This window comes from Lentzea alba, assembly GCF_047445655.1.
Classification (GTDB): domain Bacteria; phylum Actinomycetota; class Actinomycetes; order Mycobacteriales; family Pseudonocardiaceae; genus Lentzea; species Lentzea alba_A.
Genome location: NZ_JAJAEG010000015.1, coordinates 84,625 through 107,493, shown reverse-complemented (window position 1 = coordinate 107,493; position 22,869 = coordinate 84,625). Strand labels below are relative to the sequence as shown.

The 22,869-nt window shown below is 67.2% G+C and carries 23 protein-coding genes, 2 tRNA genes and 1 pseudogene; 16 read left to right on the top strand and 10 right to left on the bottom strand.

Annotated features, from left to right (window positions below):
- Positions 1–4 precede the first annotated feature (4 nt).
- From yidC to rpmH, 4 genes are all read right to left on the bottom strand, one after another.
- Positions 5–1,051 carry a membrane protein insertase YidC gene (gene yidC, locus LFM09_RS25135; protein WP_414098982.1) on the bottom strand — a complete coding sequence of 349 codons (1,047 nt, stop codon included), beginning with the start codon at positions 1,049–1,051 and terminating at the stop codon, positions 5–7.
- A gap of 4 nt (positions 1,052–1,055) precedes the next feature.
- On the bottom strand, positions 1,056–1,313 hold the full coding sequence (yidD, locus tag LFM09_RS25130; protein WP_030465621.1) for a membrane protein insertion efficiency factor YidD: 258 nt from the start codon (positions 1,311–1,313) through the stop codon (positions 1,056–1,058).
- Positions 1,310–1,603, bottom strand: coding sequence for a ribonuclease P protein component (gene rnpA / locus LFM09_RS25125; protein ID WP_414099114.1), 294 nt, complete (start codon positions 1,601–1,603; stop codon positions 1,310–1,312). The genes yidD and rnpA overlap by 4 nt, the downstream gene beginning before the upstream one ends.
- 74 nt (positions 1,604–1,677) lie before the next feature.
- Complete coding sequence (gene rpmH / locus LFM09_RS25120) at positions 1,678–1,821, bottom strand: 50S ribosomal protein L34 (protein ID WP_030465619.1); 144 nt, start codon at positions 1,819–1,821, stop codon at positions 1,678–1,680.
- A 349-nt stretch (positions 1,822–2,170) separates the two neighbouring features.
- Between rpmH and dnaA the strand changes: the two genes are divergently transcribed.
- The 11 genes and pseudogenes from dnaA to LFM09_RS25065 all read left to right on the top strand — a co-directional run bounded on the left by dnaA (position 2,171) and on the right by LFM09_RS25065 (position 14,537).
- Positions 2,171–3,748 (top strand): chromosomal replication initiator protein DnaA, encoded by a 1,578-nt coding sequence (gene dnaA / locus LFM09_RS25115; protein WP_414098981.1) that lies wholly within the window; start codon positions 2,171–2,173, stop codon positions 3,746–3,748.
- A 646-nt stretch (positions 3,749–4,394) separates the two neighbouring features.
- Positions 4,395–5,519: a DNA polymerase III subunit beta gene (gene dnaN, locus LFM09_RS25110; protein WP_414098980.1), complete on the top strand. Its 1,125-nt coding sequence runs from the start codon at positions 4,395–4,397 to the stop codon at positions 5,517–5,519.
- Positions 5,520–5,561: 42 nt separating this feature from the next.
- Positions 5,562–6,443, top strand: coding sequence for a phosphogluconate dehydrogenase (NAD(+)-dependent, decarboxylating) (gene gnd / locus LFM09_RS25105; RefSeq protein ID WP_414098979.1), 882 nt, complete (start codon positions 5,562–5,564; stop codon positions 6,441–6,443).
- A complete protein-coding gene (gene recF / locus LFM09_RS25100) occupies positions 6,444–7,550 on the top strand; it encodes a DNA replication/repair protein RecF (RefSeq protein ID WP_414098978.1) in 1,107 nt (368 codons plus the stop codon).
- Positions 7,551–7,647: 97 nt separating this feature from the next.
- Positions 7,648–8,181, top strand: a complete 534-nt coding sequence (locus LFM09_RS25095; RefSeq protein WP_414098977.1) for a DUF721 domain-containing protein — start codon at positions 7,648–7,650, stop codon at positions 8,179–8,181.
- Positions 8,182–8,409: 228 nt separating this feature from the next.
- Positions 8,410–10,377, top strand: coding sequence for a DNA topoisomerase (ATP-hydrolyzing) subunit B (gene gyrB, locus LFM09_RS25090; RefSeq protein ID WP_414098976.1), 1,968 nt, complete (start codon positions 8,410–8,412; stop codon positions 10,375–10,377).
- 55 nt (positions 10,378–10,432) lie between these two features.
- Positions 10,433–12,976, top strand: coding sequence for a DNA gyrase subunit A (gene gyrA, locus LFM09_RS25085; protein WP_414098975.1), 2,544 nt, complete (start codon positions 10,433–10,435; stop codon positions 12,974–12,976).
- Between the two features lie 33 nt (positions 12,977–13,009).
- On the top strand, positions 13,010–14,032 hold the full coding sequence (locus LFM09_RS25080) for a DUF3566 domain-containing protein (protein WP_414098974.1): 1,023 nt from the start codon (positions 13,010–13,012) through the stop codon (positions 14,030–14,032).
- A gap of 75 nt (positions 14,033–14,107) precedes the next feature.
- Positions 14,108–14,181 (top strand) — tRNA-Ile (locus LFM09_RS25075).
- Positions 14,182–14,313: 132 nt separating this feature from the next.
- Positions 14,314–14,433 (top strand): annotated as a pseudogene (locus LFM09_RS25070) (DLW-39 family protein); the annotation flags it as partial.
- Between the two features lie 31 nt (positions 14,434–14,464).
- Positions 14,465–14,537, top strand: a tRNA-Ala gene (locus LFM09_RS25065).
- Positions 14,538–14,592: 55 nt separating this feature from the next.
- Here LFM09_RS25065 and LFM09_RS25060 read toward each other — a convergent pair.
- Positions 14,593–14,985: a DoxX family protein gene (locus LFM09_RS25060; RefSeq protein WP_414098973.1), complete on the bottom strand. Its 393-nt coding sequence runs from the start codon at positions 14,983–14,985 to the stop codon at positions 14,593–14,595.
- 108 nt (positions 14,986–15,093) lie between these two features.
- Here LFM09_RS25060 and LFM09_RS25055 point away from each other — a divergent pair, with 108 nt between their 5' ends.
- Positions 15,094–15,627 (top strand): DUF2020 domain-containing protein, encoded by a 534-nt coding sequence (locus tag LFM09_RS25055; RefSeq protein WP_414098972.1) that lies wholly within the window; start codon positions 15,094–15,096, stop codon positions 15,625–15,627.
- Here the strand turns inward: LFM09_RS25055 and LFM09_RS25050 are convergent, their stop codons facing one another.
- On the bottom strand, positions 15,628–16,194 hold the full coding sequence (locus LFM09_RS25050) for a hypothetical protein (protein WP_414098971.1): 567 nt from the start codon (positions 16,192–16,194) through the stop codon (positions 15,628–15,630). It lies immediately after the preceding gene.
- Between the two features lie 94 nt (positions 16,195–16,288).
- Between LFM09_RS25050 and LFM09_RS25045 the strand changes: the two genes are divergently transcribed.
- The gene (locus LFM09_RS25045) at positions 16,289–16,837 is read left to right on the top strand and encodes a peptidylprolyl isomerase (RefSeq protein WP_414098970.1); all 549 of its coding nucleotides are present in this window, start codon (positions 16,289–16,291) and stop codon (positions 16,835–16,837) included.
- Between the two features lie 167 nt (positions 16,838–17,004).
- Positions 17,005–17,751 (top strand): rhomboid family intramembrane serine protease, encoded by a 747-nt coding sequence (locus tag LFM09_RS25040; protein WP_414098969.1) that lies wholly within the window; start codon positions 17,005–17,007, stop codon positions 17,749–17,751.
- 7 nt (positions 17,752–17,758) lie between these two features.
- Here the strand turns inward: LFM09_RS25040 and LFM09_RS25035 are convergent, their stop codons facing one another.
- Together LFM09_RS25035 and crgA are read right to left on the bottom strand one after the other, a co-directional pair.
- Complete coding sequence (locus LFM09_RS25035; RefSeq protein WP_414098968.1) at positions 17,759–18,154, bottom strand: PH domain-containing protein; 396 nt, start codon at positions 18,152–18,154, stop codon at positions 17,759–17,761.
- 245 nt (positions 18,155–18,399) lie between these two features.
- Positions 18,400–18,666, bottom strand: coding sequence for a cell division protein CrgA (gene crgA, locus LFM09_RS25030; protein WP_065915483.1), 267 nt, complete (start codon positions 18,664–18,666; stop codon positions 18,400–18,402).
- 460 nt (positions 18,667–19,126) lie between these two features.
- On the opposite strand from crgA, the gene LFM09_RS25025 reads away from it, so the two are divergent.
- Positions 19,127–20,080 carry a class E sortase gene (locus LFM09_RS25025; protein ID WP_414098967.1) on the top strand — a complete coding sequence of 318 codons (954 nt, stop codon included), beginning with the start codon at positions 19,127–19,129 and terminating at the stop codon, positions 20,078–20,080.
- Positions 20,080–20,238 (top strand): hypothetical protein, encoded by a 159-nt coding sequence (locus tag LFM09_RS25020; protein WP_414098966.1) that lies wholly within the window; start codon positions 20,080–20,082, stop codon positions 20,236–20,238. The genes LFM09_RS25025 and LFM09_RS25020 overlap by 1 nt, the downstream gene beginning before the upstream one ends.
- A 357-nt stretch (positions 20,239–20,595) precedes the next feature.
- On the opposite strand, the gene LFM09_RS25015 is transcribed toward LFM09_RS25020, so the two are convergent.
- Complete coding sequence (locus LFM09_RS25015; RefSeq protein WP_414098965.1) at positions 20,596–21,045, bottom strand: hypothetical protein; 450 nt, start codon at positions 21,043–21,045, stop codon at positions 20,596–20,598.
- A gap of 460 nt (positions 21,046–21,505) precedes the next feature.
- Positions 21,506–22,849: an FAD-dependent oxidoreductase gene (locus tag LFM09_RS25010; protein ID WP_414098964.1), complete on the bottom strand. Its 1,344-nt coding sequence runs from the start codon at positions 22,847–22,849 to the stop codon at positions 21,506–21,508.
- Positions 22,850–22,869 lie beyond the last annotated feature (20 nt).

Genomic DNA, 22,869 nt, shown 5'->3' with positions numbered 1-22,869 from the left:
GAAATCAGCGGCGCTTCTTGCTGCCCGGCTTCTTGCTGGTGGATCGGCCTGGAGTCAGGCCGGGAATCTCGGTGTTGGAGCTGCCGTTGGTGGCGTCCGACGAAGGCGACGGCGACGGCGTCGACGAGGAAGCTCCTCCGGGGCCTGCGGTCGGCATGCGCTTGGCGCCGTTCGCCGGCTTCGCGCCCGGTGCGGGCTTCTTCGGGTTGACCGGCTTCGCGCCCGGCTTCGGGGCGAGGGCCTGCCGCGTGGTGGTCGCGGTGGTCTTCTTCTCTTCTTCCTCGGCGTCGATGCGCTTGTAGACGATGTGCTGCTGGCCGAGCGTCCACGCGTTGTTGGAGAGCCAGTACAGCAGGATCGCCACGGGGAAGAAGAAGCCACCGGCGAGGACGCCCAACGGGAAGATGTAGAGCGTCAGCTTGTTCATGATGGCCGTCTGCGGGTTGTCCAGCGCGGCCTGGTTCTGACGCTGCACCGAGTGGCGGGCCGTGAAGTGGGTCGCGATGGACGCCACGATCATCAGCGGCACGGACAGCAGGATCACGTTCAGGCGATCCGTGTTGTACAGCTCCAGCTGGTCCGCCGGCATCGTGATGAACGTCGACAGGTTCGTGCCGAAGAGCTTGGCGTTGACGAAGGAGTCGACGCCCGCCTTGTCGAAGAAGTAGACCTCGCCCCAGCCGGGCTTGAACGAGCGCAGCACGTGGAACAGACCGATGAACACCGGGATCTGCACCAGCATCGGCAGGCAGCCGCCGAGCGGGTTCACGCCGTGCTCGGACTGCAGCTTCTGCATCTCCTGCGCCTGGCGCTGGCGGTCGTTCGGGAACTTCTTCTTGATCTTCTGCATCTCCGGCGCGAACTCCTGCATCTTTCGCATGGAGCGCACCTGGCCGACGAACGGCTTGAAGAGGATGGCGCGGAGGGTGAAGACCAGGAAGACGACGGCCAGTGCCCAGGCGAAGCCGCTCGACTCACCGAAGACTTTGCCGAACACCCAGTGCCAACACCACAAGATGAAGGACACCGGGTAGTAGATGAAGTTGAGCACGGAGCTACTCCTCGGTGGATACGTCGGGGACCTGCCGCCTCGGCGGAACGGGGTCCAGGCCTCCAGGGTGCCAGGGTCCGCAGCGCAGCAACCGGCGGATCGTCAGCCAGGTTCCACGCAGCGCGCCGTGGACGGTCAGGGCTTCCACCGCGTACGCACTGCAGCTCGGGTAGAAGCGGCAAGTCGGCGGCAGCAGCGGCGAGATGAAGCGCCGGTAGAAGTGCACCGGCAACAAGGCGACTTTCGCGGGCAACGTGGTCATCGCAGCACCTTGCGCAAGGCAGAGGAGAAGTCGGCTTCCAGCTCCGAGCTGGAAGCATCGGCTGCTGGGGCCAACGCCCGAACCACGACGAGAGTTCCCGGCGGCATGTCTGCCAGGCACGGTCGGACCACGTGGCGAAGACGGCGGTAGACCCGGTGGCGGACCACCGAGTTGCCAACGGCCTTGCTCACGACGAAGCCCACCTTGGACGAATCCAAGGTGGGCACGTCAGGCGTCAAGGCGTGGACGACCAACCGGGGTCGTCCGGCGCGGCGGCCCCGGCGGACCACCAGGCCGAAGTCCTGGCTGCGGGTGAGCCGGGCGGCCGGTGGGAGCACGACGACGCTGCGCTTACCAGCCGCTGTCAGGCGGACAGAGTGGCACGGCCCTTGCTACGGCGCGCAGCGAGAATCGCGCGGCCGGCGCGGGTCCGCATGCGCAGCCGGAAGCCGTGCGTCTTCGCGCGGCGGCGGTTGTTGGGCTGGAAGGTGCGCTTACCCTTGCTCACGGTCGGTTCTCCCGGTGCTTCACTGCTTACAAAGCCTGGTGGTCGTCCCCGACGGCAGTGGACGTAGGCGCGCGAAAGGCGCCCGTCGCAAGCGGGAGACTCGTACGAGGGTACGCACCCCCGGGTGCCCCGACCAAATCGGGGTGGCCGACGCCACGTCTTGTGAGGCGTGCCAGCCCTTGTTACCGTTCTTCCCTCGCGCATGCCGGGCCTGGCGTGGGAGCCGCCACCGCACCGGCAACACAACGCACCGTTTAGTGCACAGTTGTGGATAACTCTGTGGATGCCTCTATTCTCCGTGTCCACGTGTGGAGTCATGGGCTCCGGTGGAGGGGAGGGGAGCGCGGAGGTGTCGAACCAGCAGGTCGATCTTGGTCTCGTGTGGGCCGAGGTGGTGCAGGAGCTCGCCACGAGCCACCTGTCCCCTCAGCAGCGCGCGTGGATGAGGGTCACCCGTCCGATCGGTCTTCTGGACGGGACCGCGCTGCTCGCGGCTCCGAGCGACTTCGCGAAGGAAGCGATCGAACGCGCACTTCGCGACCCGATCACCGACGCGCTGTCCCGCAGGCTCGGTCGCACGGTCTCCCTCGCGGTGAAGGTCGACTCACCGGAACCGGTCAGCCCGCCGACCACACCGATCCCGGTGCAGGCGGTCCAGCCGGTGCCGGGCATCCCCAACGGCGACGCCGCTGTTCTCACCGAAGAACCGGTTGCCACAACGACTGACACAACAGAAGGAAACGACTCGGACGAGGTCGACGAAGCCGGCGACGCGCTCGCCGCCGTCACCGAGATCTGGCCGACCTTCAACACGGCCAACACCGCGGCAGCGGCGACGCCCAACGTGAACCTCCCGTACACGAGGCCCGCGAACCCGTCGCCGTCGCAGACCCGGCTGAACGAGAAGTACAACTTCGACACGTTCGTCATCGGCGCCTCGAACCGGTTCGCGCACGCCGCAGCCGTCGCGGTGGCGGAGGCTCCCGCCCGGGCGTACAACCCGCTCTTCATCTGGGGTGAGAGCGGCCTCGGCAAGACGCACCTGCTGCACGCCGTCGGGCACTACGCCCAGCGCCTGTTCCCCGGCATGCGCGTGCGGTACGTGTCGACCGAGGAGTTCACCAACGACTTCATCAACTCGCTGCGCGACGACCGCAAGGTCGCCTTCCAGCGCCGCTACCGGGACATCGACGTTCTTCTCGTCGACGACATCCAGTTCCTGGAGGGCAAGGAAGGTACGCAGGAGGAGTTCTTCCACACGTTCAACACGCTCCACAACACGAACAAGCAGATCGTGGTGTCGAGCGACCGGCCGCCCAAGCGGCTGGAGACGCTGGAAGACCGCCTGCGCACGCGGTTCGAGTGGGGCCTGATCACCGACATCCAGCCGCCCGAGCTGGAGACCCGGATCGCGATCCTCCGCAAGAAGGCGGCTCAGGACCGGCTCGCGGCCCCGGCCGAGGTGCTGGAGTTCATCGCCGCCCGGATCGAGCGCAACATCCGCGAGCTCGAAGGCGCGCTCATCCGCGTCACGGCGTTCGCGTCGCTCAACCGCCAGCCGGTCGACGTCCAGCTCGCCGAGATCGTGCTGCGGGACCTGATCCCGGACTCGCACGCGCCGGAGATCACCGCGCCGACGATCATGGCGGTCACCGCCGAGTTCTTCGGCGTGACGATCGACGACCTCTGCGGCCCGGGTAAGACGAAGGCGCTCGCGCAGGCGCGGCAGATCTCCATGTACCTGTGCCGCGAGCTGACCGACCTGTCGCTGCCGAAGATCGGTCAGACGTTCGGCGGCCGCGACCACACCACGGTGATGCACGCGGACAAGAAGATCCGCAAGGAGATGGCCGAGCGCCGGCGGATCTACGACCAGGTGCAGGAACTGACGTCGCGGATCAAGCAGCGCGCTCGCCACGCACCCTGATCCAACCCGGGTACGACGAGGGGTCCTCCACGACGGAGGGCCCCTTTTTTGTTCGTACGCAACGGGGTCGCACGAGACGTACGCCCGTACGCGCGCGCTCGAACCCGGGTGGTGGTGGGGTGGTTGGCCACGCGGAGAGGCTTTCTGTTGACCCGCCGCACTCGAAGGGGTGGGGACAACTGAAAAACTCTGAGACCTGGGCCACGATCTGGCCACAGATGCCTGTTGAACACCCGGGTACAACTGCCCCGCACCCGGGGACGCACCCGGGGACAACTGTGGACGATCTGTGGATCGAGACCTGTGCACAACCGGCTGTCCCCGGGTGCGCCGATCTGTCCCCGGGTGCCATCCCCCCTTAGTCCACATGGAAGCTGGTGTCCCGACCTGCGGGTTCAACACCAGTCCACACAATCCACAGCCCTTACTGTTACTGCTGTTGGATCTCTTCTTGGAAGAACTCAAAAGCAAAACAGCGGGGGACAGCTCCCGGGGATCGGTGCCCGAACCCCGAAGTGACGGGAAGGGCCAGGACGCTCTAACGTGGTTGCTCCGCACCTCGGGTCAGCCGAGGGTCGAGGCTCCCTAACCCCCACTGGCACGTTGTCGTGGTTGGGCTTGTCGACTGTCGAGGAAAGGACGCCTCATGAAGATCCGCGTCGAACGCGACGGCCTCGCCGACGCTGTCGCCTGGGTCGCTCGCAGCCTTCCGTCTCGCCCGCCGGTCCCCGTGCTGGGCGGCGTGCTGCTCGACGCGGAGTCGGACGATTCGCTGACGGTCTCCGGCTTCGACTACGAGGTCTCCGCTCAGGTCGGGGTCCCCGCGACGATCGCCGACGGTGGCCGCGCGCTGGTCTCCGGGCGTCTGCTCGCCGACATCACCAAGGCGCTGCCGAACCACCCCGTCGAGATCGCGGTCGACGGCGCTCGCATGATGATCAGCTGTGGCAGCGCCAGGTTCAGCCTCCCGACGATGCCGGTCGAGGACTACCCCGCGCTGCCGTCGATGCCGCAGCTGATCGGTGAGCTCCCCGGCGAGGTCTTCGGCGAGGCCGTCTCCCAGGTCGCCGTCGCGGCCGGCAAGGACGACACGCTCCCGATGCTGACCGGTGTCCGGGTGGAGATCGGCGAGGGCAAGCTCGTGCTCGTCGCCACGGACCGGTTCCGCCTGGCGATGCGCGAGTTCCCGTGGGAGCCCGACGCGTCCCTCGGCGAGGTCGCCGTCCTCGTCCCGGCCCGCACGCTCGGCGACGCGGCCAAGACGCTCGGCGCGTCCGGCGGCAAGGTCGAGATGTCGCTCGCCGCGAACGACGGTCTGCTCGGTCTGTCCGGCACCGGCAAGCGCACGACGACCCGCCTGCTCGACGCGGACTTCCCGAAGTACCGCCAGCTGCTCCCGACCGAGCACTCGGCCGCGGCGATCATCGAGGTCGACACGCTCGTCCAGGCGATCAAGCGCGTCTCGCTCGTCGCCGAGCGCGGCACGCAGGTCCGGCTCGAGTTCGTGGACGGCGGCCTGCGCCTGTCGGCCGGTGGCGACGACGAGGGTTCGGCCGAGGAAGAGCTTCCGGTGGAGTACACCGGCGACGCGGTCACTATCGCGTTCAACCCCGGGTACCTCCTCGACGGTCTCGGCGCGGTCCGCACGCCGCGCGTCCACTTGTCCTTCACCACACCCAGCCGACCGGCATTGCTCAAGCCGGTGGACGAGGATGGGAACGTGGCGCCGGGCTACCTGTACCTCCTGATGCCCGTTCGCCTGCCCGGCTAAAACCTCTTACCGGGTAACGAGAAACGTTTAGGGGAGAACACCGTGCAGCTCGGACTCGTCGGCCTCGGCAAGATGGGTTTCAACATGCGCGAGCGGGTGCGTCGAGCCGGTCACGAGGTGATCGGCTACGACCGCAACCCGGAGGTCAGCGACTCGGAGTCGTTGGCGGACATGGTTTCCAAGCTCGAAGCGCCGCGCGTGGTGTGGGTGATGGTGCCCGCTGGCGAGATCACCCGTGACACGGTGAAGGAGCTGTCCGAGCTGCTGGCACCGGGCGACCTCGTGATCGACGGCGGCAACTCCAAGTTCACCGACGACCGGATCCACGCGGACCTGTTGGCGGAGAAGGAGATCGGCTACCTCGACTGCGGTGTGTCCGGCGGTGTGTGGGGTCTCGACAACGGCTACGCGCTGATGGTCGGTGGCGACGCCGCGCACGTCGAGCAGGCGATGCCGATCTTCGACGCGCTTCGTCCGGAAGGTCCGCGCGAGGAAGGTTTCGCGCACGCGGGCAAGGTCGGCGCCGGCCACTACTCGAAGATGGTGCACAACGGTATCGAGTACGGCCTGATGCAGGCGTACGCCGAGGGCTTCGAGCTGCTCGACAAGACCGACGTCGTGGACAACGTCCCCGCGGTGATCTCGGCGTGGCAGCGCGGAACCGTTGTCCGGTCGTGGTTGCTCGACCTGCTGGTGCGCGCGCTGGAGTCCGACCCGGAGCTCGACGACCTGCGCGGTTACGTCGAGGACTCGGGTGAGGGCCGGTGGACCGTCGAGGAGGGCATCAACAACGCGGTGCCGCTCCCGGTGATCTCCGCGGCGCTCTTCGCCAGGTTCCAGTCGCGCCAGGACGACTCACCGGCGATGCGCGCGGTGGCCGCACTGCGCAACCAGTTCGGTGGCCACGCCGTTCAGAAGGCATAAGTGCACGTCAGACACCTCCAGGTCACCGACTTCCGCTCGTGGGAGGTCGCGGACCTGGCGTTCGAGCCGGGTGTCTCGGTGCTCGTCGGACGCAACGGCCAGGGCAAGACGAACCTGGTCGAGGCGATCGGATACGTGGCGACGCTGGGCTCGCACCGCGTCGCCACGGACGCACCGCTGATCCGGCACGGTGCCCAGCGCGCTGTCGTGCGGGCGGCCGTGGTCAACGACGACCGCGAGCTGCTCGTGGAGCTGGAGATCACGGCGGGCAAGGCGAACCGGGCGCGGATCAACCGCGGGCCGGTGCCGCGTCCGCGTGATGTGCTCGGGATTTTGCGCACTGTGTTGTTCGCACCGGAGGACCTCTCTCTTGTGCGAGGCGATCCGAGCGACCGGCGGCGGTTCCTCGACGAGACGCTGGTGTTGCGCGCGCCCAGATTCGCCGGCGTTCGCAGCGACTACGACCGTGTCCTGAAGCAGCGCAGCGCGTTGTTGAAGACGGTGAAGCATTCACGGTCGGCGGACCTGTCGACGCTCGACGTCTGGGACGGGCATCTCGCCAAGCACGGCGCGGAGCTCCTGGCTGCGCGGATGAAGCTGGTCCGCGACATGGCGGACCACGTGACCTCGGCGTACGCGGAGGTCGCTCCGGAGTCACGCCCGGCGCTCATCTCGTACCGGTCGAGCGTCGGCGAACTTCCGGAGGACAGGGAGAGCATCGAGGACCTGCTGCTGGCCGAGCTCGACCGGGTGCGGCGGCAGGAGATCGAACGGGGTGTGTGCCTCGTCGGACCGCACCGCGACGACCTGGAACTCACGTTGGGCGAGCTGCCCGCGAAGGGGTACGCCAGTCACGGAGAGTCATGGTCGTTCGCGCTCGCGCTGAGGCTCGGCGGGTACGAGCTCATGCGTGTCGACGGCATCGAACCGGTGCTCGTGCTGGACGATGTCTTCGCCGAGCTGGACCGCGGTCGCAGGCAGCAGCTGGCCAAGGTCGCGTCCGCCGCGGAACAGGTGCTGATCACCGCCGCGGTGGCGGAGGACGTGCCGGAAGAGCTCAGCGGTGCCCGGTTCGACGTGAATGGCGGGGAGGTCCGACGTGTCTGACTCAGAGCCCCAAGATGTAGCTCGATCGGGTGTGTCCGCCCACACATCTGGGGACAAGTCTGTGGATGGTGTGGATAACTCCGTCACAAATCCGGACTTGTCCACAGGTTCATTCACACCCCAGGGTGAGCCACTGAAGGGTTCCGACCTGGCGCGTGCCGCTCTGGAGGCCGCCAAGGCCAGCGCGAAGGCCCGTGGACGCACCCCCGGCAGCAAGTCGAAGGGCCGCCCGGTCAACCGCCGCCGGCGCCGCTGGTCGGGTCCCGGACCGGACGAGCGCGACCCGCAGACGATCGGCCGGATCGCGTCCAGGCTCGCCGCCGACCGCGGCTGGGTCGAGCAACTTCAGGGTGGCCAGGTCTTCGCCCGTTGGGCAAAATTAGTCGGAGAGGACGTCGCCGAGCACGCGAAACCGATCGCTCTCAGTGACGGGGAACTGACGGTCCAGGCGTCGTCGACGGCGTGGGCCACTCAGCTGCGCCTGCTGCAGCGCGACCTGCTCAAGCGGATCGCCGCGGGCATCGGCCACGGCGTCGTGAAACGGCTCAAGATCAAGGGGCCGGACGCTCCCAGCTGGCGACACGGCCCCAGGCACGCTCCGGGGCGCGGTCCGCGTGACACCTACGGGTGAGGTCCTGTCAAGGGCTCAGCGGCCGTTCTGCGGCGCAATGAGCGTTCACCAGCGGATTTGAACCCCCGTTTCAGCCGTCCTGACCCGTCTCGTGCTTGTTGAGGCGCTCTGTGACCGAATCAAAGGTGTCCTTGACCCCGTTCTGTCGGGGTGGCCCGGTAGAATCACGGGGAGCGTCACCCATCATCGTGCGGGTCCTGCCCGCATCAGCGAGGAGACTCCAGGCCCGTGTCAGCTAAGAAGAATGAGTACGGCGCGTCCTCGATCACTGTCCTCGAGGGTCTTGAGGCAGTGCGCAAGAGGCCGGGCATGTACATCGGCTCGACCGGCGAGCGCGGTCTGCACCACCTGGTCCAGGAGGTCGTGGACAACTCGGTCGACGAGGCGATGGCCGGCTACGCGACGACGGTCGACGTCACCCTGCTGGCCAACGGCGGTGTCCGGGTCATCGACGACGGTCGTGGCATCCCGACCGACATCCACCCGGTCGAGGGCATCCCGACCGTCGAGGTCGTCATGACCAAGCTGCACGCGGGCGGCAAGTTCGACAGCGACTCCTACGCGGTGTCCGGCGGTCTGCACGGCGTCGGCATCTCGGTGGTCAACGCGCTGTCCACGGCCGTCGATCTCGAGATCAGGCACAAGGGGTTCAACTGGACCCAGCGCTACGAGAACGCGAAGCCGACTCCGCTGGAGAAGGGTGCGCCGACGACCGAGACCGGCACCAGCGTCACGTTCTGGGCCGACCCGGACATCTTCGAGACCACCGAGTACAACGTCGAGACGATCGCGCGCCGCCTGCAGGAGATGGCGTTCCTCAACAAGGGGATCACGATCATCCTGCGCGACGAGCGGGTCTCGGAGGAGGACGAGGTCGCCGACGCCGAGGGCCACAAGGCTGCGGTGAAGGAGCGCGTCTTCCACTACCCCGGTGGTCTGGAGGACTTCGTCCGCCACATCAACCACACGCGCGAGGCCGTGCACACGAAGGTCATCGGCTTCGAGGCGCTGGGCGAAGACCTCCAGGTCGAGGTCGCGATGCAGTGGAACACCGGCTACACGGCCTCGGTCTACACGTTCGCGAACACGATCAACACGCACGAGGGCGGCACGCACGAAGAGGGCTTCCGCGCCGCGTTGACGCGTGTCGTCAACGAGTACGCGCGCGAGAAGAAGCTGTTGAAGGAGAAGGACGCCAACCTCACCGGTGACGACATCCGCGAGGGTCTCGCCGCGATCATCTCGGTGAAGTTGAAGGAGCCCCAGTTCGAGGGCCAGACGAAGACCAAGCTGGGCAACAGCGAGGCCAAGTCGTTCGTGCAGAAGTCGACGAACGAGCACCTGGCCGACTGGTTCGAGCGGCACCCCAACGAGGCGAAGACGATCGTCACGAAGTCGGTGTCGTCGGCGCAGGCCCGCATCGCCGCCCGCAAGGCCCGCGAGCTGGTGCGCCGCAAGGGCGCGCTGGACATCGGCGGCCTGCCCGGCAAGCTGAAGGACTGCCGCTCGACCGAGCCGGAGCGTTGCGAGCTCTACATCGTCGAGGGCGACTCGGCAGGCGGTTCGGCCAAGGAAGGCCGCGACTCGATGTACCAGGCGATCCTGCCGATCCGCGGCAAGATCATCAACGTCGAGAAGGCGCGCATCGACCGCGTGCTGAAGAACACCGAGGTCCAGTCGCTGATCACGGCGCTCGGCACCGGCATCCACGACGAGTTCGACCTCACGAAGCTGCGCTATCACAAGATCGTGCTGATGGCCGACGCGGACGTCGACGGCCAGCACATCCGCACGCTGCTGCTCACGCTGCTGTTCCGCTTCATGCAGCCGCTCATCGAGCACAACCACGTGTACCTCGCGCAGCCGCCGCTCTACAAGATCAAGTGGCAGCGGGCCGAGCCGGAGTACGTCTACTCCGACCGCGAGCGCGACGCCGTGATCAAGGCAGGTATCGAGGGCGGCAAGAGGCTCGGCAAGGACGACAACATCCAGCGGTACAAGGGTCTCGGCGAGATGAACGCCGAGGAGCTGTGGGAGACCACGATGGACCCGGCGAACCGGATCCTGCGGCAGGTCACCATGGACGACGCGGCCACCGCCGACGAGCTGTTCAGCGTGCTCATGGGCGAGGACGTCGAGGCACGCCGTTCGTTCATCACCCGCAACGCCAAGAGCATCAAGTTCCTGGACATCTGAGTCCGGTCTTGGCACCTAGGCACCCTGGCGCTTCTGGCGAGAAGGAAAGAGAACAGTGACCGAGACGACTCTGCCCCCGGACCACGACCGCATCGAGCCGGTCGAGATCCAGCAGGAGATGCAGAACTCGTACATCAACTACGCGATGTCCGTGATCGTCGGACGCGCGTTGCCGGACGTGCGGGACGGGCTCAAGCCCGTGCACGTCCGCGTTCTGTACTCGATGTTCGACTCCGGCTTCCGTCCCGACCGCGGCTTCAACAAGTGCGCGCGCGTCGTCGGCGACGTGATGGGCAACTACCACCCGCACGGTGACTCGGCGATCTACGACGCGTTGGTGCGTCTCGCCCAGCCGTGGGCGCTGCGCTACCCGTTGATCCAGGGCCAGGGCAACTTCGGCTCGCCGGGCAACGACCCCGCCGCCGCCATGCGGTACACGGAGTGCCGGCTCTCCCCGTTGGCCATGCACATGCTGGCCGACATCGAGGAAGAGACCGTCGACTTCCGCGACAACTACGACGGCCGCATCCAGGAACCGGTCGTCCTCCCGTCGCGCATCCCGAACCTGCTGATCAACGGCAGCTCGGGCATCGCGGTCGGCATGGCGACCAACATCCCGCCGCACAACCTGCGCGAGGTGGCGGACGCGGTGGTGTGGGCGCTGGACAACCACGAGGCCTCCGACGAGGAGACCCTCGAGGCGACGATCGCCCGGATCAAGGGTCCGGACTTCCCGACGTACGGCCAGATCCTCGGCACCTCCGGCATCGAGGACGCGTACCGCACCGGCCGCGGCTCGGTCCGCATGCGCGCGGTCGTCGAGATGGACGAGGACGCCAAGGGCCGCACGATCCTGGTCGTCACCGAACTGCCGTACCAGGTGAACCCGGACAACCTGGTCGAGAACATCGCGGCACTGGTGCGCGACGCCAAGCTCACCGGCATCGCGAACATCGCGGACGAGTCGAACCGCCGCATCGGCATGCGCATCGTGATCACGCTCAAGCGCGACGCGGTGGCGAAGGTCGTGCTGAACAACCTCTACAAGCACACCCAGCTGCAGTACTCGTTCGGCGTCAACATGCTGGCGCTGGTCGACGGCGTGCCGCGCACGCTGCGGATCGACCAGATGATCCGCCACTACGTGAAGCACCAGATCGAGGTCATCCAGCGGCGCACCAGGTTCCGCCTGCGCAAGGCCGAAGAGCGCGCGCACATCTTGCGCGGCTTGGTGAAGGCGCTCGACCAGCTCGACGCCGTGATCGCGTTGATCCGCCGGTCCGAGACTCCGGACATCGCGCGCACGGGCCTGATGGAGCTCCTCGACGTCGACGAGATCCAGGCCAACGCGATCCTGGAGATGCAGCTCCGCCGCCTGGCCGCCCTCGAGCGCCAGAAGATCATCGACCAGTTGGCCGAGATCGAGCTGGAGATCGCGGACCTCAAGGACATCCTCGAAAAGCCGGAGCGGCAGCGCAAGATCGTGCGCGACGAGCTCACGGCGATCGTGGACAAGTTCGGCGACGACCGCCGCACGAAGATCATCCCGTTCGACGGCGACGTGTCCATGGAGGACCTGATCGCGGTCGAGGACGTGGTCGTCACGATCACGCGCACCGGCTACGCGAAGCGCACCAAGACCGACCTCTACCGGGCGCAGAAGCGCGGCGGCAAGGGCGTCCAGGGCGCGCAGCTCAAACAGGACGACATCGTGGCGCACTTCTTCGTGTGCTCGACGCACGACTGGATCTTGTTCTTCACGAACAAGGGCCGTGTGTACCGCACGAAGGCGTACGAGCTGCCCGAGGCGAACCGCAACGCGCGCGGCCAGCACGTCGCGAACCTCCTGGCGTTCCAGCCGGAGGAGGAGATCGCGCAGGTCATCCAGATCAAGAACTACGAGGTCGCGCCGTACCTCGTGCTCGCCACCCGCAACGGCCTGGTCAAGAAGTCGAAGCTCTCCGACTTCGATTCCAACCGATCGGGTGGACTTATCGGCATCAACTTGCGCGATGAGGACGAGCTGGTCGGCGCCGTGCTGTGCTCCGCGGACGACGACCTGCTGATGGTCTCCCGCGACGGCCAGTCGATCCGCTTCCACGCGACCGACGACGTGCTGCGCCCGATGGGTCGTGCCACGTCAGGCGTGCAGGGCATGCGGTTCAACCCGGACGACGAGCTGCTCTCGGTGGGAGTCGTCCAGGAAGGCCTCTTCGTTTTGGTCGCCACCGACGGTGGGTATTCGAAGCGCACGCCGATCGAGGACTACCCGGTCCAGGGCCGCGGCGGCAAGGGTGTGCTGACCATTCAGCACGACCGCCGACGTGGCAGGCTGGTGGGCGCGCTCATCGTCGACATCGACGACGAGCTCTACGCCATCACCTCGACCGGCGGGGTCATCAGGACCCGTGCCGAGCAGGTGCGCAAGGCTGGACGGCAGACGAAGGGCGTGCGGCTGATGAACCTCGGCGAGAGCACCACTTTGATCGCCGTCGCACGCAACGCGGACGAGCCCAGCGACGTCACTAACGGTGAGACGTCTGCCGCGGAGGGCTCTGCCGCCGACCAGGCAGCTACCCCCACCGACTCGGCCGAGTAGTCGGACTTGCTAGCGAGAGGCTAAGGACAGCTCGTGACTCCACCCGAGAACCGCGAAGGTCGGGACGCGGACAAGACCGCGGTCATCACCAAGCCGACTCCGCAGAAGAACGCGGAGTCCGCAGACGCGGCCGCGCCGGCCTCCGGTTCCTCGGGTGGGAACGCGCAGGACAAGACCAAGCCTGTGTCGGCGGAGAAGGCGGCCGAGGCCACCGCACCCGCCGCTGCTCCCGAGCCACCGGCCGCTGCCGCTTCCGCTCCTACTCCCGCTCCCGCGGAGGAGAAGACGGTCGCGATCGACACGCCCGCTCCGGCTGCTGCTCCGGCTCCAGCGCCGACCGCGGCGCCGACCCCGGCTCCGGCGCCTGCCGCTGAGCCGGTGGTGCCGGTCGCCGCGGTGGCCGAGGAGCCGGTCGTCGTCGCCGCGCCGCCGCCCTGGCAGCGCGTGACGAACGACACGGAGGCCGCTCAGCAGGACTCGACCGAGGCGTACGTGGCTCCTGGCGCGCCGCCCGTTCCGTCCGCGGAGCCGGCCTTCCCGTCCACCGACCCGGACACCGTCAAGGTGCAGAAGCCCGTGGTCACGGGCTCGGCCGTGCCGGTGGGTCTGGGCAGCAGCCGCACGTCGGTGAACCTCGGCAACGGCGGCGCAGCCCGTCCCGCCGCGGCCACCCCGTCGGCCCGCCGCCCCGGCCGCGGTCCGCGCCGCGCCTCGCTCCAGGTGAAGCGCGTCGACCCGTGGTCGGTGCTCAAGCTCGCCCTGGTGCTCGGCGTCGCATTGTTCTTCGTCTGGCTCGTGGCGGTCGGCGTGCTCTACGGCGTGCTGCACGGCATGGGCGTCTGGGACAAGATCAACAGCACCGCGAATGACCTGCTCCAGGCCAACGAGCCGGGCGAGCCGTTGATCAGTGCCGGCCGCGTCTTCGGCGTCTCGGCGATCATCGGCGCGGTCAACATCGTGCTGTTCACGGCGCTCGCGACCGTGGGTGCGTTCGTCTACAACGTGTCCGCGGATCTGGCTGGTGGCTTGGAGTTGACGCTCTCCGAGCGCGAGTGACCCCCGATTTGGGGACGGCGAGGACGATCCTGTAAGGTTCTTCTCGTCGCCCCCAAGGGGGTGACAGTTGATCGAGGGCCTATAGCTCAGGCGGTTAGAGCGCTTCACTGATAATGAAGAGGTCGGAGGTTCAAGTCCTCCTAGGCCCACTCGATTCGAAACTCTCTCGAATCATCATCGTTTCTGTCTGGAACTGAGTTCCGGAGCCCCGGCTGAAGACCTGAAAAGCCTGTAGGCTGGTCCGGTAGGTCGGGGCATAACAGTCTTTGGAGGGGTTCAGAGTGGCTAAGAAGATCATCGCACTCGTCGTGGTCGCCGGTGCGGTCCTGTTCTTCGTCAAGCGCAGCCGTTCGGCCAAGGCCGACGCGGACCTGTGGCGCGAGGCCACCGCTCCCACCGACTGATCTCGCGGGCGGCTTGCCGCCCGGTCATGGGGACGTAGCTCAATTGGCAGAGCACCGCCTTTGCAAGGCGGGGGTTAGGGGTTCGATTCCCCTCGTCTCCATATTGCTTTCACCGAAGCCCTGTTCGCCGCAGCGAACAGGGCTTCGGTGTTTGCATCACGCGTTGGCCAGAGACTTCTTCGATGACTGTCGAAGCTTGTCGATCGACCAGGCGCCGGCACCCGTGAACGCCAGCAGCAGGAACGCCCACGAGTACATGGCCGCGAGTTCGCCGCCGTTCTCGATCGGCAGCAGACCTCGCGGCTGGTGCACGACGAAGTAGGCGTAGGCCATGGCGCCGGAAGCGAGCAGTGCGGCCCAGCGCGTCCACAGGCCGATCAGTATGAGGCCGCCACCGATCAGCTCGATGAGGCTCATCGGACCGCCCGGCCAGGACAGCAGCTCGGTTCCCTTCGAGATCTTCTGCACGCCGTGAAAGATGAACAACAGTCCGACGACGATGCGGAAGAGCGCCAAGGCGTGCTCTCGTCGTTGCTCCAGGAACTCCATGTCAGGGTCCTTCCAGGGCGCGGGGGCAGGGGCAGGGCACAAAAGGTATGGACCAATTTAGAGTGTGCCGCTCAAGGCGCTTTTGGTATCTGGTTGACTGTTGCCCCTATGAAACGAGCACTGTTGCTGCCCCTGCTCGGCGTACTCGCCGCGTGCGGCACCGATGTCGCCCAGAACGTGCCGGTTCCCACGACCCAGCCCCAGCAGGTCACCACGACGACCAGCGCCGCTCCGACAGTGCCGCCCGTGCCCCAGCCCGCGAAGGACGGCACCTGCCCGTACCTCGCGACCGCGTTCGTCGCCGAGGCGAACGGGCAGCGCGTCCCCAAAGTGAAACTGTCAACGGACGAACCCCACCCAGCGTGCTTTTTCTACGCCAATGCAACTGAGGTCCAGTTGACTGTGCGTGTTTACGTGGGTGACGAGCGTGTCGCCAAGACGATCGTGAACGAGGCGGCGCCGGACGGTTCACAGCCCGCGAACTCGCCCACCGGCTGGAGCGGCGGGTACGTGAGCAACAACAGCGGCGTCGTCTACGCCGTGGCGAAGAGCGACGCCGCTGTGGTCGTGACTTCCAACCAGAAGCAGTCGATCAAGGCCCGCCGGATCGCCGAAGAGGCGATCAAGGGGCTCAAGCTCTGACTACTTGACCGGTTCCTTCTGCGTGGGCACCTGCCCGTTGAGGACGGGCTCCGGCATCGGGGCCTGCTCCTCGTCCTGCAGGTGGACCTCTTCCGGCCTGCGCGTCATCGCGATGTAGCCGGCCACTGCGGCCGCGATCAGGAGACCCATCACCCACGGCCAGCGGCGGCGCTTCGGTGCGTCGGCACCGAGGCTCGCTGCGGCCTTGCGGAGCTCCTTCGCGCGCACTTTGGCGTCCTTGCGTGCGTGCTTCGCCGCCTTCTTCACTTCCTTGCGCACCACTTCGGCCTTGCTCATGAGGTCTGCGCGCGTCTTCGCGCTCTTCTTCGCGAGGCGCTTGCGGGAGCGGCGGGTCTGCTTCTCCCAGTCCTCGGCCTTGCCCATGAGCGTGTCGGCTCGCTCGACGAGCGCTCCGCGGACCTGGTCAGCCGTGATGCCACGCTCCGCGAGCTTCACCTCGGCGGCGTGACCAGCGCGAACGACACCCTGACGCGCGGCCTTGAGACTGGTGCCGACAGCCTTGCCAACGGACTCGCCGGCACGGGTCATGACGTCCACCTCGTCCATTCTGTGCTCCAGCCGTTTGTCGTTCGGTTATGTCATGGAGGTACCCATCGTGCCCCTTTCTGAACATCGCCGCCTGTGATGGCACGATGGGGTGGTGGCTGACAGCAACGAATCCTTCGTCGGGACCAAGGTGACGGCGACCCTGCACACCACGCAGGGCGACATCCGCATCAACCTGTTCCCCGACCACGCCCCCAAGACGGTGGCGAACTTCGTCGGGCTCGCCGAGGGCACGAAGAACTACACCGAGGCGAACGCGAGTGGCACGAACTCGGGCCCGTTCTACGACGGCACCCTGTTCCACCGCGTCATCGCGGGCTTCATGCTCCAGACCGGAGACCCGACCGGTACCGGCCGCGGTGGCCCTGGCTACCGCTTCCAGGACGAGTTCACCTCGGACCTGCAGTTCGACCGGCCGTACATCCTCGCGATGGCGAACGCCGGGCCGAACACGAACGGCTCGCAGTTCTTCATCACCGTGGCGCCGACGACGTGGCTGAACTTCAAGCACACGATCTTCGGTGAGGTCGCGGACCAGGGTTCGCGCGACGTCGTCGACGCGATCGGCAACACCGCCACCGGTGCGGCCGACCGTCCCGTCAACGACATCAAGATCGAGCGGATCACGATCGAACGCGCGTGAGCAACGCACAAGTGCCACCGGACGGGCCGATCGGAGCGGAACCGGAAACCCCGGTTTGCGCACGTCATTCCGATCGGCCCACCCGGCTGCGCTGCACCAGGTGCGACCGTCCGGCGTGCCCTGAGTGCCTGCGGGACGCCTCGGTCGGCATGCAATGCGTCGACTGCGTGAACGAAGGCGCTCGCACCGTTCGCCGTCCCCGCACGCTCGCGGGCGCGGAGGTCTCGAACGGCCGGCCGATCATCACGCAGGTGATGATCGCGCTCAACGTGCTCGCGTACGTCGTCACGGTCGTCCAGTCGGGCAGCCCGATGAACAACTCGCGCGCGGGCCTGTTCACGGCGACGTCGCTGATCCCGGAGCTCACCGCCAACGGTGAGTGGTGGCGCATCGTCACGTCCGGATTCATGCACTTCGGCCTGATCCACCTCGCGCTCAACATGGCCGCCCTGTTCGTCGTGGGCCCCGTGATCGAGCAGGAGCTGGGCAAGCTGCGCTACAGCGCCGTGTACTTCCTGTCGCTGCTCGGCGGCAGCGCGGCGGCGTTCTACTTCGGCTCCGTCTGCCAGCAGCTCGCCGGCGCGTCCGGTGCGGTGTTCGGCCTGATGGGCGCGCTGCTGATCGTGTTCAAGCGGCAGAAGCGGGACATCTCGACGATCGTCGTGATCGTCGGGCTCAACCTGGTGTCGAACATCTTCACCAACGCCTCGCTGCTAGGGCACCTCGGCGGGTTCGTGATCGGCGGCCTGCTGACGCTCGCGATGGTCAAGGCGCCGCGCGAGAACCGCAACGCCTACCAGATCGGCGCTGTGGTGGCGGCCGCGTTGTTGCTCGGAGTCATGTTCGTGTTGCGTGCCTCCGAACTCGACACGGTGGCCGAGGTCGTCCTCGAGTACGCCGAGACGTGCCGCTAGAACTGATTCACGGCCGCAGTGCGTGCAGCACTCCGGCTACTTCTTCGGGATCGACGCCGAGGTCCAGTTTCGTGAGCACCACGAGACGGTCGTCGGCGTCGAGTTCCAATGCCTGCTGTTCCCGGCCGAGCCTGCGGGTGGTCTGCAACTTGACCTTCACCTCGTGCCACGGCAGGAGCGTGGTGCTGGCGAATCCGCGCACGGCGAGCCCGTTCGTGTCCGCGGTGAGCCTCGGCCGCGCGATCGTTGCGAACGCCGCGAGGTAGCTGACCAGCAGCGTTGCCAGTCCGACGAGGAGGCGGCCGGCGTTGTCGCCGACCAGGAGCGTGCCGACGGCGAGCATGATTGCGAGCACCCACGCGCCGGCGACGAGCGGGGCGGGAGTGGACCAGGTGCGAGTCACACCGTCGAGTGTCCCGCATGAAATGTGGACAACCGAACCCCCGCTGCATGAGGGGAAACGGGCGCTTGTGCAATTTCGCGCAAAGTTGTCCACAGGACTTGTCCCCAATGGGGATGACTTACAGCCGTGTGCTTCGGTGACGCTCAGATGAACCAGGTGAACTTGGCGCAAACAAAGGTCGGCCCGGACGTGTGACGTCCGGGCCGACCTCTACGAACAGTGACTCGCTGAGCCCCTTGGCGTGACTAGCGCCAGCGCATCGTCATCAGCAGGCCGATGATCATCAGCGCGAAGCCGATCGCGAAGTTCCACGCCCCCAGCTCGAGCATGAACGGGATCTTCTCGGCCGCGATGTAGTTGACGACCAGCCACGCGAGGCCCAGCAGCATGAAGCCGAGCATGATGACGACGTAGACCGGGTGAGACGGTCCCGCTGCCTTGACCTTGACCGGCGTGCGGCGGTCAGTGGGTGCGGTGTAGACCGCCTTCTTCCGGACCTTGGACTTGGGCATGCTGTCCTCGCCTGACGTGGATATCCCTGAGTGACGCAAGTTTACGTGCACTACTCGGGGAACACGTTAACGTAGCGGAGGTGGTCAGCGAACCACCTGGCAGAACGCAGTTGTTTTCAGTTCACAGTCCGCGCGGAGGTCTTAGGTGAACTCGGGACCGCAGCAGCCGCCTCCCCGGCGTCCTGCTCCCCGTCGTGACGACCTGCAGCACGTGCGGGCAACACCTCCACCGCGTCCGGTGCCGCCTCCCGACGCGACGCAGTTCACCAGCGCTTTCTCCGGCAGCCTGCCGCCTTCGGGCTCGCCCCCGCGCCGTCCCGGCCCGCCTCCGCAAGGCCCGCCCCCCGGTACGCCGCCGAACGGCATGCCTCCTCAGGGTCCGCCGCCGGGCACGCCTCCACGCGGCATGCCTCCCGGTCGCCCGCCCATGGGCACCCCTCCGGGCGGAATGCCCCAGGGCATGCCCCCTCGCCCGCCTCGTCCCCGCCCGGTCGATCCACCCACCGAGGTGATCCCGCGCGTCGAGGACGACTACGACGATGACTATTACGACGACGACGATTACTACGACGACGAGCCTGCCGACGCACCGCCGCCGGACAGCCTCGCGCGCAAGACGGTGCGCGGCGTCGGCGAAGCCCTCATCACGATGGGCCTGGTCGTGCTGCTGTTCGTCGTCTACGAGGTCTACGTGACAGACCTGCTCTCCGCCGAGAAGCAGCAGGACGCGACCGCCGCCCTCGACTCCGAGTGGAGCTCGAACGTCGTCACGCCGCCCCCGTCCGACCCGAACCGCAAGGCGAAGCTGGAGCTGGTCGAGGGCAAGGCCTTCGCGAAGATGTACATCCCGGTCTTCGGCAACGACTGGAAGTTCTCGGTCGTCGAGGGCACCACCGACAAGCACCTCGAAATCGGCCCGGGCCACTACAAGGACACCGCCCAGCCAGGCGAGGCCGGCAACTTCTCCATCGCGGGCCACCGAGTGGGCAAGGGCGCCCCGTTCAACGACCTCGACCTGCTGCAGTCCTGCAACGCCATCGTCGTGCAGACCCAGACCCAGTGGTTCGTCTACCGAGTGCTCCCCATGAGCAACGAGGTGGCCGGCTGGGCCACGAACCCGCGCGCGAAGGAAGCCGCCTGCACCGGCGTCGCCCCGCTGTCCACCACCCTCGGCGACGCCTACGCCAAGACCGTGGGCCAGGAGATCGTCGTCCCGACCCAGGGCGAGGTCATCGCCCCGATCCCGCACCAGGTCAACACGACGGTGCCGCCCGAACAGCAGGCCCGCCTGCTCACCCTGACGACGTGCCACCCGCGCTTCTCCGACCGGCAACGCCTGATCGTGCACGCGGTGGAAACCAAGAGCTACCCGGTGGCCGACGGCTTCGTGCCGCCCGAGATGACGGAGGGCTGATGTACGGCTGGATCTGGCGGCACCTGCCGGGCCCGCTGTACCTGCGGATCATCGAGGCGGTCGTGCTCGTCGCGGGCATCGTCGCGCTGCTGATGTTCGTGGTGTTCCCGTGGGCCGAGCCGAAGCTCCCGTTCAACAACGTCACAACGGAGCAGTGACCTCCGGCCCTCGGTGATCGCTTTCGTGCGGGCCACCTGGTCGGGTGACGTTCGGCTGCGATCATGGGCCTATCACCGCTGTTTGCGCAGTTCAGGTACTTGGGCGAGGTAGCGTGGGGCTGCAGGTGAGGGAGTTGTCCACAGGATTCCGGCAGCTCCGGGAACCTGAAATCCGCTTTCGTCGTTGCGCATGAGGAAGCGCGCGGGGGCAGCGGGCACAGGCTCTCAGCGGACCCTCTGGGGTTGGCCACGACCTGTCGTCGACATGTGGTGACTCCTTGGTCGGCCTGGCTACAGAGACCGGCTACCGCAGAGGCCGGTCACCGCAGAGGCCGGTCACCGCAGAGGCCGGTCACGTCACCACTCAGTGAGCTGAGCCTCTGCAAGCCGCAGGTAGTCGCGCATGAAGCCGAGGTACGGCCCGGAGTCGCTGTCGTAGTTGGCCGCCGCCGCGAAGACGTCATCGCTGCCGCTCTCCGTCGCGAGCCGGATGTTGACGCGCCAGGTGTCGTCCTCCCACTCAGCGCGCGGTGCTCCGCCGAGCACCTTCCAGGCGACTTCGCGGCCGATGAACCAGTCGGCCTCCTCACGAGTCATCGGCTTGATCCCGAGCTCCGCGAGGAACTGCCCGACGAGTGCGCCAGCCTCGCTCTTCTCCAGCCGCGACGGCGATTCGCCGGCCAGCTCGCGCAACGCAGGGGTGTCGAGTCCGGCGACGAGGAGGTCGCAGGCCAGCCACACCGCGCGGTCGGGCTCGACGTTGTAGTCGGCTACGTCGGCGTTGAGGCGCATCAGGAGAGCGGTCATGTCGGCGTCCACGGCTCCAGTGTCCGTGCGGCCGCGACCGAAATTGCCGAGGCCACGATTGCGGCCGAGCCGCGAAACCACGACGACGACCGAGTGCACGGAGTTGCCGCCGTGGCCGAGCCCGCGTAGCTGGCCACCACGACCGAGTGCACGGAGATGCCAGCACGACCGAGTGCACGTTGCTGCCGCACTGGTCGAACGCGCGGAGCTACCGCCGCGACCGAAATAGCTGAAGCCGCCACCGAATCCGCAGAGCCGCCAACGCCACCGAGTCCACGGGCTGTCAGCGCGACCGCACCTGTGGAGCCGCCAACGGCACCGAGTCCGCGGTGCCCGCCACTGCGGCCGAGCCTGCGGAGCCGCCAACCGCGGCCGAGCCCGCGGAGCCCGCCACTGTGGCGGAAATAGCTGAAGCCGCCACCGCGCCCACCGCGGTGGCGGCCCCATCGAAGAACGGCGGTCAGCCGTTCGAGATCCTGGTCATCTCCTCACGCGGGACGACCTTCACGCGCTCGCGTCCCTCGACCGCGCCGAGAGCCATCTCGTGCAGGTCGAGCCGCCGCCAGCCCTCGTTCGAGACGAACGGCACGCCCCGCTGCCGGAGGAACTGCTCTACCGCGTCCAACCCGGGCGACTCGCAGCGGGGGAGCGACTCGGCGTCCTCCAGCAGGCTGTTGATGGTCTCCAGGGCGTCGCCCTTGGTGTGACCGATCAAGCCGATCGGGCCGCGCTTGATCCACCCCGTGGTGTAGACGCCGGGCATCGGCACCTCGTCCAGGTCCAGCACGCGGCCGGCGAGGTGCGGGATCGTGCCCGACACGTGGTCGAACGGGATGTCGGCCAGGTGCGTGGAGAGGTAGCCGACGGCGCGGTACACGGCCTGGACGTCCCAGTCCGTGAAGACGCCGGTGCCGCGCACCCCGCCGTCGCCGGTCAGTTCCTGGGTCTCGGTGCGCAGGCCGGTCACGCAGTCAGAACCCAGCACCTCGACCGGTGCTTCCAGGAAGTGCAGGTGCAGGCGGCGCGGGCGGTTGCCGACGTCGCGGATCGCCCACTCCTGCAGGGTCTTCACGATCATCGAGACCTGCTTGTCCGACCGGATCACGGCGAGCGAGGCCTCGTCGAACTCGATGCCGGAAGCGTGGACGATCACCTCGACGTTGGGCGAGTGGTCGAGTTCGCGGAGCTCCAGCGGGGTGAACTTCGCCTGAGCCGGGCCGCGGCGGCCGAACACGTGCACGTCGGTGACCGGCGAGGAGGCAAGACCCTCGTAGACGTTCGCGGGGATCTCGGTCACCAGCAGCTCGTCCGCGGTCTTCGCCAGAATTCGCGCCACGTCCAGGGCGACGTTGCCGACACCCAGCACCGCGACCGAGGTAGCGGTCAGCGGCCAGGTGCGTGGCACATCGGGGTGACCGTCGTACCAGGAAACGAAGTCCGCGGCGCCGAAGCTGCCCGGCAGGTTGATACCCGGAACATCAAGGGGACGGTCGGCGGCAGCGCCGGTCGAGAAGATGACCGCGTCGTAGAAAGAGCGCAGGTCGTCGAGCTTGATGTCGACGCCGTACTCGACGTTGCCGAAGAAGCGGACCGACGGCTTGTCGAGCACCTTCTGCAGCGCCGAAACGATGCCCTTGATTCGCGGGTGGTCGGGGGCGACGCCGTAGCGGACCAGGCCGTAGGGGGCCGGCAGCTTCTCGAAGAGGTCGATCTGCACGTCGACGTCGGACTTGGTCAGGATGTCGGCCGCGTAGACACCGGCTGGGCCGGCGCCGACGACCGCGACGCGCAAGGGACGACTCATGACACCTATTTTAGGGAAGC